Source organism: Siphonobacter aquaeclarae (assembly GCF_900103285.1).
Taxonomy (GTDB): domain Bacteria; phylum Bacteroidota; class Bacteroidia; order Cytophagales; family Spirosomataceae; genus Siphonobacter; species Siphonobacter aquaeclarae.
In genome coordinates, this window is sequence record NZ_FNGS01000002.1 from 673,181 (window position 1) to 686,384 (window position 13,204).

10 protein-coding genes are annotated in these 13,204 nt (G+C 55.7%); 4 read left to right on the forward strand and 6 right to left on the reverse strand.

Going from position 1 to position 13,204, the window contains the following annotated elements:
• Window positions 1–19 precede the first annotated feature (19 nt).
• A complete protein-coding gene (metH, locus tag BLR09_RS06320) occupies window positions 20–3,841 on the reverse strand; it encodes a methionine synthase (protein WP_093199209.1) in 3,822 nt (1,273 codons plus the stop codon).
• A gap of 141 nt (window positions 3,842–3,982) precedes the next feature.
• The gene (locus BLR09_RS06325) at window positions 3,983–5,266 is read right to left on the reverse strand and encodes a UDP-N-acetylmuramoyl-tripeptide--D-alanyl-D-alanine ligase (RefSeq protein ID WP_093199211.1); all 1,284 of its coding nucleotides are present in this window, start codon (window positions 5,264–5,266) and stop codon (window positions 3,983–3,985) included.
• A gap of 78 nt (window positions 5,267–5,344) precedes the next feature.
• Here BLR09_RS06325 and BLR09_RS06330 point away from each other — a divergent pair, with 78 nt between their 5' ends.
• Entirely contained in the window at window positions 5,345–7,594 is a 2,250-nt protein-coding gene (locus BLR09_RS06330) for an FG-GAP-like repeat-containing protein (RefSeq protein ID WP_093199212.1), read from the forward strand.
• A gap of 72 nt (window positions 7,595–7,666) precedes the next feature.
• On the forward strand, window positions 7,667–8,518 hold the full coding sequence (gene lgt, locus BLR09_RS06335; RefSeq protein WP_093199214.1) for a prolipoprotein diacylglyceryl transferase: 852 nt from the start codon (window positions 7,667–7,669) through the stop codon (window positions 8,516–8,518).
• 141 nt (window positions 8,519–8,659) lie between these two features.
• Here lgt and BLR09_RS06340 read toward each other — a convergent pair whose 3' ends face one another.
• Entirely contained in the window at window positions 8,660–9,022 is a 363-nt protein-coding gene (locus tag BLR09_RS06340; protein WP_093199215.1) for a DUF4870 domain-containing protein, read from the reverse strand.
• A gap of 191 nt (window positions 9,023–9,213) precedes the next feature.
• Between BLR09_RS06340 and BLR09_RS06345 the strand changes: the two genes are divergently transcribed.
• A complete protein-coding gene (locus BLR09_RS06345) occupies window positions 9,214–9,681 on the forward strand; it encodes a nucleoside deaminase (protein ID WP_093199218.1) in 468 nt (155 codons plus the stop codon).
• Window positions 9,682–9,684: 3 nt separating this feature from the next.
• Here BLR09_RS06345 and BLR09_RS06350 read toward each other — a convergent pair whose 3' ends face one another.
• The 3 genes from BLR09_RS06350 to BLR09_RS06360 are packed head-to-tail and all read right to left on the reverse strand — an operon-like array spanning window position 9,685 to window position 12,105.
• Window positions 9,685–10,614 carry an ROK family protein gene (locus BLR09_RS06350; protein WP_093199220.1) on the reverse strand — a complete coding sequence of 310 codons (930 nt, stop codon included), beginning with the start codon at window positions 10,612–10,614 and terminating at the stop codon, window positions 9,685–9,687.
• A 23-nt stretch (window positions 10,615–10,637) separates the two neighbouring features.
• Window positions 10,638–10,910 carry a hypothetical protein gene (locus tag BLR09_RS06355; protein WP_093199223.1) on the reverse strand — a complete coding sequence of 91 codons (273 nt, stop codon included), beginning with the start codon at window positions 10,908–10,910 and terminating at the stop codon, window positions 10,638–10,640.
• A 49-nt stretch (window positions 10,911–10,959) separates the two neighbouring features.
• Window positions 10,960–12,105, reverse strand: a complete 1,146-nt coding sequence (locus BLR09_RS06360; protein WP_093199225.1) for a carboxypeptidase-like regulatory domain-containing protein — start codon at window positions 12,103–12,105, stop codon at window positions 10,960–10,962.
• Between the two features lie 26 nt (window positions 12,106–12,131).
• Between BLR09_RS06360 and BLR09_RS06365 the strand changes: the two genes are divergently transcribed.
• Window positions 12,132–13,169: a quinone-dependent dihydroorotate dehydrogenase gene (locus BLR09_RS06365; RefSeq protein ID WP_093199227.1), complete on the forward strand. Its 1,038-nt coding sequence runs from the start codon at window positions 12,132–12,134 to the stop codon at window positions 13,167–13,169.
• The last annotated feature ends 35 nt before the right edge of the window (window positions 13,170–13,204 follow it).

Here is a 13,204-nt window from a genome sequence, read left to right on the forward strand (position 1 = left end):
TTGCTTCAGCGGAAAAAACTCAGTATCCCAATGCCGGCGCCAGCCACTTTTCCGCTTCTTCGATTGTCATGCCTTTCCGGCGGGCGTAGTCTTCCACCTGGTCCTTCTGGATTTTTCCGACTGTGAAATACCGGCTGTCCGGGTGGCTGAAGTACCAGCCGCTCACGGAGCTTGCCGGGTACATGGCATAGCTTTCGGTCAGCTCAATCCCGATTTGCTCGGCGTGCAGCAGGTCAAACAGCTTTCGCTTTTCCGTGTGCTCGGGGCAGGCCGGGTAGCCGGGTGCCGGGCGGATGCCCTGGTATTTTTCTTCGATAAGCGACTGATTATCCAGCGATTCGCCCGCGGCATAGCCCCAGAATTCCCTCCGGACACGCTCGTGCATGAGTTCTGCAAACGCTTCCGCGAGGCGGTCGGCGATGGCTTTCACCATGATGCTGCCGTAATCGTCGAGGTCTCTGTCGTATTTCTCCAGCAGCTGCTCGACGCCGATACCGGCCGTCACCGCGAACCCTCCGATGTAATCAGGGTGTGCCGACTCCAGCGGGGCAATAAAATCAGCCAGGGAATAATTCGGCAGGTTCGCCGCTTTCAGGCTTTGCTGGCGGAGCTGGTTGAGTACGGTGAGCGTCGGCGCAGTCAGGACGTCTTCTTCTTTTGTCTGCCGGCTGATGCGGTATTCCACATGGGTATGCGACCCGTGTCGTTCGCAGGCAACTTCCTTCGAAACTTCCTCAAACGGATGCAGGATAATATCGTCTTCGTGGCTGTTTGCCGGCCAGAATCCGATAACTGCTCTCGCTTTGAGGGACTTATCGTGAATAATCTCCAGCAGGAGGTTATTAGCATCTTCGTACAATTTCCGGGCTTCGCTGCCGACTACCTTGTCTTCCAGGATCATCGGGTACTTGCCATGCAGCTGCCAGGTCTGGAAGAACGGCGTCCAGTCGATGTACCGGGCGATTTCAGCCAGCGGATAGTCGTCAAACACCCGGGTACCGAGGAATGTCGGTTTGGGTGCGCGGAAGTCTGTCCAGTCGATCCTGACTTTGTTTTCCCGGGCGGTCTGAATGCTGACGAAGTTTTTGTCAGACTTGCGTTTGGCGTGATCGTCCCGCAGTTTGGCGTACTCGCGCTTGATTTCCGTAAGCACATCGGCCTGCGACTGCTCGCTTTGCGTCAGGCGGCCGGCAACGGGTACCGAGCGCGACGCGTCGAGTACGTGAATAACCGGTCCCGAATACTGGGGATCAATCTTGACAGCGGTGTGAATACGGGAGGTCGTCGCGCCGCCGATCAGCAGCGGAATCCGGAAGCCCTGCCGCTCCATTTCCTTCGCTACGCCAACCATCTCATCGAGGCTCGGCGTAATCAGACCGGAAAGGCCGATGATATCGACATTGTGCGCACGGGCTTCTTCGAGGATTCTCTCCGTCGGCACCATTACGCCCAGGTCGATGATTTCGTAGTTGTTACAGCCGAGTACGACGCCGACGATGTTCTTGCCGATGTCGTGTACGTCGCCTTTCACCGTCGCCATCAGAATTCTCCCGGCAGATGATCCGGCGGATTTTTCGGCTTCGATGAAGGGTTGCAGGTAAGCTACGGCCTTTTTCATGACCCGCGCTGATTTCACAACCTGGGGAAGGAACATCTTGCCTTCGCCAAACAGATCGCCGACAATGCTCATGCCGTCCATCAGCGGGCCTTCAATGACTTCGATAGGTCTGGCAAACTGCTGTCGGCATTCCTCGACGTCTTCGTCGATAAAATCGGCTATACCTTTCACCAGCGAATGTGCCAGGCGCTGATTGACAGGGAGCAGCCGCCACGAATTATCCGGGCCGCTGTCGGTCTTGCCTTTGGATTTGACAGTTTCGGCGAAGGTCACCAGGCGCTCGGTAGCGTCCGGGCGGCGGTTCAGCAGCACGTCTTCCACCAGTTCGAGGAAATCCTTCGGGATATCGTCGTAAATGGTAATCTGGCCGGCGTTGACAATACCCATGTCCATTCCCGCACGGATGGCGTGGTAGAGGAAAGCCGAGTGTATGGCTTCCCGAACCGGCTCATTCCCCCGGAAACTGAACGACACGTTGGATACCCCGCCTGATACCTTGGCATGCGGCAGGTTTTCCTTGATCCAGCGGGTGGCGTTGATGAAATCGACCGCGTAGTTATTGTGCTCCTCAATACCCGTTGCGACGGTGAGGATATTCGGGTCAAAAATGATGTCTTCTGCCGGGAAACCTACTTCGTCGACCAGAATCCGGTAAGCCCGGCTGCAGATTTCGATGCGGCGTTCGTAGTTGTCGGCCTGTCCGTTCTCGTCAAACGCCATGACTACCGCCGCCGCGCCATACCGCTTGACGGTCCGGGCGTATTCCTTGAACTTCTCTTCTCCTTCCTTAAGCGAAATGGAGTTGACAATTGCCTTTCCCTGTACGCACTTCAGGCCGGCCTCGATCACTTCCCACTTCGAGGAGTCGATCATGATGGGCACCCGGGCGATATCCGGCTCAGAAGCCAGCAGGTTGAGGAAGAGCGTCATCATCGCCACGCCGTCGATCATCCCTTCGTCCATGTTGACGTCGATGACCTGCGCGCCGGTTTCTACTTGCTCACGGGCGATGCTGAGGGCCTCCTCGAATTTGCTTTCCCGGATCAGGCGGGCGAATTTCTTCGATCCGGTGACGTTGCACCGCTCGCCGATATTGAGGAAGAGGACTTTTTCTTTCGTGACTTCAATCGGCTCCAGCCCGGAAAGCTTCAACACCGGTTCTTCTTCAGGGAGAACGCGCGGCGCACGCTGCCCTGCCAGTTCGGCAATCCGCCGGATGTGTGCGGGCGTTGTTCCGCAGCAGCCGCCGATGATATTGATGAGGCCGTCTTTCAGGAAGCCGTCGATCGTCGCGCCCATTTGCTCGGGCGTTTCGTCGTACTCGCCCATTTCGTTGGGCAGGCCGGCATTTGGGTGCGCGGAGGTGAAAAACGGCGCCTTGTTGGCGAGCGTCTGCACATACGGGCGCATCAGATCCGCGCCGAGGGCACAGTTAATCCCTACCGACAGCAGCGGCAGGTGCGAAACCGACGTCAGGAACGCTTCCGTCGTCTGGCCGGAAAGCGTCCGGCCCGAAGCATCGGTAATCGTTCCCGACACCATGATCGGGATTTCGAATTTCGTCGCTGCCGGAATATGCGCCGGCCAGGGATTTTTGCCTTCGGTGACATCCTGCAGGTAGCGGTCAATCGCAAACAGGGCTGCCTTGGCGTTGAGGGTATCGAAAATGGTTTCGACCAGCAGAATGTCGCTGCCGCCTTCTACCAGTGCTTTCGCCTGCTCATAATAAGCATCGACCAGCTGATCGAACGTAATCGCCCGGTAACCGGGGTTATTGACGTCAGGGGAAAGGCTGGCTGTCCGGTTTGTCGGTCCCATCGACCCGGCTACATAGCGGGGCCGGTCGGGGTTCTGCCGGGTAAACTCATCTGTCACCTCCCGCGCGATACGGGCCGATTCATAATTGAGTTCATACACGAGCTCCTCCATACCGTAATCGGCCATGGCGATCCAGGTTCCTGAAAACGAGTTCGTTTCGAGGATATCGGCGCCGGCGTCGAGGTACTCGGCATGGATGGCTTTGATGATGTCCGGGCGGGTCAGGACCAGCAGGTCGTTGTTGCCCTTGAGCGGATGGGGCCAGTCGGCAAAGCGGGCGCCCCGGTAGTCTTCTTCTTCCAGCTTGTAGCGCTGGATCATGGTACCCATCGCGCCGTCGAGGACGAGGATACGGTGGGGAAGAAGGGTTCGGATGTCAGGTTTTTGAATCGTAGTCGTCGTCATGTTTACGCGAAACGATGCCGGATTGGAGTCGGCGTTGTGTCCTTGGATAAAGGGGAAATAAACATACAGGCAAAAAGGTTCGACCTTGGTAGCTGAACATACAAAGGTAGTAGTTTTTCCGGGAGGGATTGCGTCCGTCTGCTACCCAATCAGGTTGAGGGTACTTTCCAGCCCCATCCCGCGTGATCCTTTGATGAGGATATGCGTGTGCTCCATCGGGTGATCCTGCAGCCAGACATGCAGGCCGAACTTGTCCGGGAAGTAGTAGGCCCGCGGCAGGTACTTCAGCGCATTTTGCATCAGCGGACCGGCCAGGAGCACGTAATCGAAGTGCAGCGTGGAGATCAGGCGACCCATTTCGGCATGCTCTTCGGGACCTTCCTCTCCCAGTTCGAACATATCGCCGAGAATGACCATTTTCTTACCGGCCTCGAGGGCATCGAAATTCCGGAGGGCTGCGCCCATCGAGCTGGGATTGGCATTATAGGCATCCAGCCATACCGTATTGGTTCCTTTCTGAAGAATCTGGGAACGGTTATTTTCGGCTACGTACCCCGCAAGGGCAGCATGAATAGCTTCCCCGGAAACGCCAAAATAGGTACCCAGCGTCATCGCCGCCCGCATATTGATGAAGTTATAGTCGCCCATGAGGTGCGTCGTCACTTCCTTTCCATCTGCTTCATACCGGATATTCGGATTGGTAGCCAGCAGGCGGGCGTCGCTGCGGTAGGGATGTACCTTCCCGGTATCGGCTCCCCGTTCGGCAAGCATGTCCGACAGGGTTTCGTCTTCCGCATGCACAAAAATCTCCCCGCCGGTACGAACGAGGAAATCGTACAATTCCCCCTCTCCTTTCCGGACGCCTTCCAGTCCGCCGAAACCTTCCAGGTGCGATTTTCCGATATTGGTAATCAGACCGTGGCTCGGCTCGCAGATGTCGACCAGCTCCTGAATATCTCCCTGCCGGTTGGCGCCCAGTTCGATGACGGCCAGTTCGGTATCTTCCCGGACCGACAGTACTGTCAGCGGTACCCCGATGTAATTATTGTAGTTTCCCTGTGTCGCGAATACCTTGTATTTCTGAGACAATACGCGGTAAACCAGCTCTTTGGTCGTAGTTTTTCCGTTCGATCCGCCAATACCAATGACAGGTATCGAAAGCGTGCGACGGTGATACAGCGCAAGTTCCTGCAAGGCGTGCAGTACGTTTTCCACCAGGAGGCAGCGTTCGTCAACCACATACGCCGGATCGTCCATCACGACAAACGACGCACCCGCTTCCAGGGCCTTTGCCGCGAAGGTATTGGCATCGAAGCTGGCGCCTTTCAAGGCAAAAAACAGTGCGCCCGGCTCAATTTTACGCGTATCGATTGAGACACTGCGGCAAGTCAGGTATTTTTGGTGGAGTTCGGAGACGGAAATCATACGGGGAAAATATCAAACGCCCGATTCAAACTACCGGGTCGTTTTCTGACGTTGTGAATCTGATCCGACAAAGATGCGATGAAAAAACTTTATCTGCTGGGATGGATGGCGCTCTTGTGCGGGAAGCTCTCCGCGCAGTCCTTCTCCTTCCGCTTCGATACCACCGCCCGGGTCAGCGTCAACGGACGTGTGCTGACCAATGCCTGGGCCGGCGGGCTCAATGCGCCGCAATTTTCCAGAATGCACCTCAATGCCGACGCCATCGAAGACCTCGTCGTTTTTGACCGCACCGCCGCAAAACTCTACACCTTCGTTGCCACCCCGTCGGGTACTTCCTACAAATGGACATACTCGCCTGAATACCAGACGTATTTTCCGCTTATCGACAGCTGGATGCTGCTCCGGGACTACGACGGAGACGGTCGCAAAGACCTTTTTGCCCGGACGCCGGCCGGTGTGCGGGTATTTCACAACGAAACCGTTGCGGGCGGACCGCCGATCTGGGTGAAAGTAGCCGACCCTCTCTATACCCAGGGCTTTTCGGGCCAGGTGAATATGCAGGTGCCGTCGACCGACATACCGGGCATTGCCGATCTGGATGGCGACGGCGACCTCGATTTTGTCATTTTCGATTCTTCCGGAAACTTCGCCGAATACCACCAGAATCAAAGCGTTGAGACATCGGGAAAAGCCGGTCTTGTTTTCAAGAAAATCGGCTACTGCTGGGGAAATTTCATCAAGGAATTTTACGGAGATGCCTGTTTCAACATCGACTGCGACTCGGGCGAGAGCAACTGCCCCGCCCGTACCTCCTCGGTTCCCGGCGGGCGGCCGCTGCACGCTGGTAATACCCTGCTGCTCTGGGACCTAAATGGCGACGGCCTCCAGGATGTACTCTTCAGCTACATCGAAGCTTCCAACGTAGCCCTGATGTACAATGAAGGAACGAAGCAGAAAGCCCGCTTCACCAAAGCCGACTACCTGTTCCCAGCCATCCAACCCGTTGACATTCACCTATTTCCGGCGATATTCAGTGAAGACGTGACGTTCGACGGCAAACCGGATTTTCTCGCCGCACCCAATGTCTATTCCAACGATGCCCTCAAAACCAATGACTTCCGGGCAACCGCCTGGCTGTATGAAAACACCGGCACGACGGCCAAACCCGAGCTGACTTTCCGGAAAACCAACTTTTTGCAGGACGAGATGGTCGATCTCGGGGAAAACACCACTACCGCGCTGGCTGATATCGACGGAGACGGCGACATGGACCTCCTCGCCGGTTACGCAGGCATCCGGAATGCGACCGACTACCGCGCGGGAATTGCCCTCTTCCGTAATACCGGCAACGCCGCTGCCGCCCGTTTTGAGCGGGATACGCTGGATTTTATGGGTTTGACAGCCGCTATCCTCACGAAAGAAAAACAGCTCATCACCGACGTCCGGGTATTTGTCGCCGATGTGTCGGGAGACGGCGTACCCGACGTAGGCTTCGCTGCCGAAACTCCGGCAGGAACCATCCTCCGATACCTGCCCAACAAAGGGGTCAAAGGCGGGCCTTTTCAATTGGTTACGGGTGAACTGACGTCGCTGCCCCTGCCGGCAGGCTTCCGGTACGGCGATATTCCGCTGTATATTGACCTCGACAGGGACGGCAAAATTGACCTGCTTCGCGGCACGTATTATGGAGGCGTCCAGTACTACCGGAATACCGGCTCCAATGCGCAGCCGGTGTACCAACTGATGACCGACAGCTTCGGCGGCCTGGCTGATAACTTCCAGAACCGGGGGTTTTCGCTGCTGGCGACAGACCTCAACGGCGACGAACGTGCCGACCTCGTCGCTGCCTATTCTGACGGATCGCTGAAGATTTTCGACGACTTTCAATCGCAGCCGTCGACGGGCTTCGTCTCCGATACGGCGATCGTTGCACGGCCGGCGGGCAGTATTTCCGACTGGCAGATCAGTACGGTTCCGGGCTTCAGCGCGGGTGACCTCGACGGCGACGGCCTCCCCGAACTCATTACCGGCACGGGTACCGGGGGCTTCCACCTCCTTAAAAACTACTCGAAAAAGCGGGATCCGGAACCGGGAAATGAAGACTTCAGCGTCGGCCCGAATCCGACACGCGGGCTCGTGACAGTCCGTACCAAATCTGCTGCTGAAATCGCGCTCTACTCCCTGACCGGGCAACTGCTGGGTAGCGCCAGGAGCGTCAGTAATACCGAGTATGAGCTGAATCTGAGCGCCCTGCCGGCGGGCGTTTACCTGGTCCGGACACAAAGTGCATCCCTGGGTATCCGGGTCCGGAAGATCGTCCGTTACTGAAAGGAAAAACCCGAACGGTAAGGCAGAACCTGAGAAATACCTCTATTTTTACCGCCTGAAATCTGCATCTGCATGTTAAACTATATTGTCTGGGACGTAAATCCCGAGATTTTTCACATCGGAAGTTTCTCGGTCCGCTGGTATGGATTACTCTTCGCGCTTGGCTTTCTGATCGGGCAGCGGATCATGGTCCATGTCTTCAAATCAGAGGGGTTGAAGGAAGATTGGGTAGATAGCCTGACGCTGTATATGGTGGTGGCGACGGTCGTTGGCGCGCGCGTCGGACACTATGTTTTTTACGAGTATCCCCTCTTCATTGCCGATCCCTGGCGCTGGTTCAAGGAAATGCTGCTGCCGCCCTATGCCGGGCTCGCCAGTCACGGTGCTGCCATCGGTATTTTCACGGGTCTGTATCTTTTTGCCCGTTCCAAACGCATTCGCTTTTTCTGGATCGCCGACCGCGTGGCGATTACCATCGCGCTGGGTGGGTGCTTCATCCGCCTCGGCAATCTGATGAACTCCGAAATCGTTGGAAAAGCTACGGATGTTCCCTGGGCGTTTCTTTTCGCGAACAATACAGAGTTTTCGCAGGTACCCCGCCACCCGGCGCAGCTATATGAAGCGCTGTCCTGCCTGGTGCTGGCGCTCCTGCTGTTCTTTATCTGGAAGAAATACAAAACTGCACTTCCGCAGGGTATTCTGACCGGCTTTTTTATGGTGTACGTCTTTACGCTGCGGTTTTTCTACGAATTTCTCAAAGAAAACCAGGTAACCTTCGAAGACCAGATGCCGTACAACCTCGGTCAGCTCCTGAGCATACCAGCGGTGATTTTCGGTCTCATCGGAATCTGGTGGGCGCTGAACCGGAAGGAAACGCGGATTTTTACGGGAAACAATTCCCATCCGAAAGAGCATTCTCTCTAAGATACTCCCAATCACAAAAAAGCCGCTTCACGTACGTGAAGCGGCTTTTTTTATTTCCCCTCTGCCCCATGCCCTCCGCCCCATGCAAAAAAAAGACAGCCAGAAGGGCTGCCTTTTTCTCCATTTTCTGTTGTACTTGACTTACTTAATAATTCTCCAGTTGAAAGGATATTTGTAGTATTCTCCGTTGTTTGCTTTGATACCGGCTATGATATTGAAAATTACCTGTACCGCCCAGAATACCGGAGCCAGCAACCCGCCGATACCGCAGGTCACTACGGCTACGGCGATGATGACGATATTCAGCAGGATAGTAAAATTGAGCGCCTCCTTCCCGTGGTAATCTACAAAAGCTGATTTGTCCTTGTTGATGAGCCATACGACGAGGGGTCCGACAAATCCGAAGATGATCCCACTCAGGTGGGCAAGCATCCCCCACATGCGGGCGTCGGAATCACTGAGTTGTTGTTCGGGGGGAATTGGTGGAATGTTCTGATTTTCCATGAGTTAAGGTTTGGTATGAACGACGGTTGACGGGGCAATTCTATGGATTTTCCCCCGCAAGGCCAAATCCCCGTTCTTATTTTGCCGATTAATTCACAAACGGCGTTTTTGGCCGATTATCCGGTGTTTTCAGTGTTTGATTTCGCCGGAATCCTTACGAAGAAACAGAATCCTTTTATCCGTTTGACAACATGGAAACTTCGTTCATGGAACAGGCCGTGCGCCTGTCATTCGAAGGACAGCGGGCAGGTCTCGGCGGACCTTTCGGCGCAGTAGTGGTGAAAGACGGGCGTATTGTCGGCCGGGGGCATAATCAGGTAACCTCTACCAACGATCCGACCGCCCACGCCGAGGTAGTCGCCATCCGGGATGCCTGTCGTAACCTCGGCACATTTCAACTGACCGGGTGTGAGATTTATACCTCCTGTGAGCCCTGCCCGATGTGCCTCGGCGCTATCTTCTGGGCGCGCCCGGACGCTGTCTACTATGCTTGTACCCACGCCGATGCGAGCGATGCGGGGTTCGACGACTCCTTTATCTACGAACAGGTAGCCGTGTCCCCCGAAAAAAGAACGCTGAAAATGGTTCACCTGCCCTGGCCGGAAGCCAGAGAGGCCTTTGAAGAGTGGAAGCGCTCAGGCGGAAAAACCGACTACTGACCGCTATTCGAAGTTATTCCGCCCCAGCTTCTGCCGCGCCATGAGCAGTGCGCCCATTGGCACGGCGTCTTCCCGCAGTTGCGCCAGCGCGACCCTCGGCAGTGGTTGAAACGCTTTCATGACGTAGGCGGCGAGCCGGGTTTCTACTTCCTGGCGCAGGGTTTCTCCGCAGAGCGAAAGGCCGCCACCGAGAACCAGAATCTCCGGATGGAACAGGTGTACCACGTGTGACAGCCCAAACGCAATGTTCTCAGCCGTATCGGTCAGAATGGTCGTGGCAATCGGGTCTTTTTCCGCGACCGCCGGAACCAGAAACCGGGCTTCCTTGTCGCCGGTAACCAACCCCGCCAGCGCACAGTCGGGATGCTGGGCAATGGTTTCGCGGATGCGGGCGTCGACTGCCCAACCGGATGCGACGGACTCGAGCGTCGTTCCCGAACGATCCATCAGCAAATGACCAACCTCCGACTCCCCCGGCCGGGCGCCGTGGTAAATCGCACCCTCCTGAATCAGGCCGCCGCCAACTCCGCTGCCAAGCGTGATGTAAAAGACCGTTTCGAAGTTTTTACCGGAGCCGATCAGGGCTTCACCCAGGGCTGCGACATTGGCGTCGTTTTCGACGCTGACGGGACAGCGTGCGAGGTCTTCCAGCCAGTCCGCCAGATCAAACCCACCCCAGCCGTCCACCTGATGCGACTGAATGATTTGTCCGCGCTCCCAGTCAACAGGCCCGCCAAACCCTACCCCTACCGCCGAAAATCGGTAGGCGTTCTGCAATTCGCGGATACTGGCTTCCACGCGGCTTCGGATTGCTTCTCCCGAGCGGTCAGGGGTAACATCCATGCGGATTTCTTCCAGTACCTGATTGGTTTCGTCGCCGACAAAAAGCTGGAGTTTGGTACCTCCTATTTCTATTCCCAGAAAATACTTCATAGATAAAGACAGACAGTCAAATGTTACCGGCTGCAACGGGCCGACAATACTTCTTCATAATCCTCGTACCCGGGAAAATACACCCCGTTGAGGGCAATGATCCTGTTGAGGGGTATCCTCACACCGAGCGCCGTTTCGACAAACTCACCTTCTTCTGACTTCGCGATGCGCTTTAGCGGAGACGGAGAGGATTTATATTCCCGGTATTCATTGAAATAGTCAAGGATGACTTTCTGCCCGATCGACTGCCGGAGCAGATCGACATAGCCTTGTGCGAGTGTTTCAAACGTTTCCATGATGAAAATCGATTACAGTCTGCAGAAAGCAGTAAAAAAGGGTGCTACCCTATTTCAGGGTCTGATAGGGCTGATAATCAAAGGGTACCGCATCTGCCAGTTTGTCGTTTGCGAAGCTGCCGGATACCAGTACGTCCAGTGCGGGAAAAAACTGCCCGTTCGGCTGAATGCGTACCGCCTGACCGAGCATCTCCAGAATACTGGTTTGCGGCTTCCGGACCACATTCTGACGCGAGTACATCACCGTTTCGAGTTCTTTCCGGTACAATACCTGGATCGCGCCGCTGAAACGGGTCACGCTTTCAGCCGGCGTAGATAAGCGGGTATGCAGGAGGTCTGCTTCGTTCAACCGGTCCTCCGAAACAAAATAGCGCGCATACTTCGGGAACTCCGCCTTCGACCATTTTTTCGAATCCATAATCATAGCGTTAAGCGGAGAATCGCCGGGGTCCGCCATGCGGTGTACCTCGTAGCCTTCGGCATCGAGATGCTGCGCTTTCAGACTGCGGAAGAAATGGACGAGAGAGCCGTAATAGGCCCGGTCCCGGTTTTTGTGCCAGTTTTCAGTCGTTTCCGCGCTTTGAGAAGATAGTTCTTCAAAAACCGGATAGCCGACATACGACACATACTGCTGTTTTTCGCTGTAGGCAAACACCTCCAGCTGGTATTTGATCTGATAGCCCAGTGCTTCGTTCCGGATGAGTAGCGGCTCGCGCGCGCCGACATTCAGCCATTGCTTCGTCGAATCTTCCAGTATCCAGATCACATCGGGATTGAGAATTTCGGTTTGCCGCGCGTTCGGGCCGGTTCCCAGAAACTGTGCCTTGAATACTTCCAGGTGCTGCCTCCAGAACTTGTCTTTCCGGGATTTGATCTTTACCTCCGCGAGGTTGTCTGCCACGGGTTGCAGGCTGATGAGCAGGGCCTGAGCCGAATCGGTACGGATCGGCCGGGTCTGGGTCTGAAACCCGACATAGGAAACAACCAGCTCCTGCGTACCCGCCGGTACCTGTGTGAGGGTAAACTCTCCCTTGTCGTTGGTCACGGTGCCACGCGTGGTATTCGACAGAAATACGTTGGCAAACGGCAGCGGCTGTTTGTCTCCGGCGCCGATCACCCGTCCGGATACCGTATGCTGTGCCAGGGCGCCGGCTTGCCAAACCACAGAAAGGAATACGATCTGAAGCAGTTTCATGGCGGCAAAGTGCGTATTTTTGCGTCATGTACCAAGCGCTCATTCGACCGATCCTTTTCCGATTTGATCCGGAATCTGTTCACCATTTCACGTTCAACTTTCTCAAAATCAGTCTGAAGCTGCCATTTGCCCGGTCTATTACCCGGCATTTTTTTTCCGTCAGCCACCCCTCGCTGGAGCGGGAGGTATTCGGATTACGGTTTCCCAATCCGGTCGGACTGGCCGCAGGTTTTGACAAAAACGCCGAACTGGTAGACGAACTGGCCTGCCTCGGCTTCGGCTTCATCGAAATCGGTACCGTTACGCCCAGGCCTCAGCCGGGCAACGAGCAGCCGCGGTTGTTCCGCCTGCCTGCCGACAAAGGACTCATCAACCGGATGGGTTTCAATAACAAGGGTGCAGGACCCGCGGCGGCGCGCCTGCGGCAGCGCAAGTCCGGTGTGCTGATCGGTGGAAACATCGGCAAAAACAAGGTCACGCCGAATGAAAACGCCGCCGACGACTACCTGGCCTGTTTTCACGATTTGAAAGATACGGTCGACTATTTCGTCGTCAACGTCAGTTCTCCCAATACCCCGAACCTGCGGGCGCTGCAGGAAAAAGAGCCTTTGACGCAACTATTGCTGCGGCTTCAGCAGGAAAACCTGCGTCAGGCGGCTCCCAAACCTATTCTGTTGAAAATCGCCCCGGACCTGACAGACAGTCAGCTCGATGACATCGTGGATATCGTGCGTGAAACCGGTATCGCCGGCGTCATTGCCACCAATACCACTATTTCCCGGGAAAACCTGCATACTCCGAAAAGCCGGATCGACGCCATCGGCGCCGGCGGATTATCGGGTAAACCGGTGACGAGCCGGTCTACCGAAGTTATCCGCTACCTGCATCAGAAATCCGGCGGTGCGTTTCCCATTATCGGAGTAGGCGGTATTCATTCTCCGGAAGACGCCCTGGAGAAACTGAAGGCCGGCGCAAGTCTGATACAAGTGTATACTGGGTTTATCTACGAAGGTCCGGCGCAGGCCAGGCGTATCTGCCGATACCTGATTGACAATCAGCAATAAGTAAATTATTTTCCCGCCGATTGTGCTACCCGGGA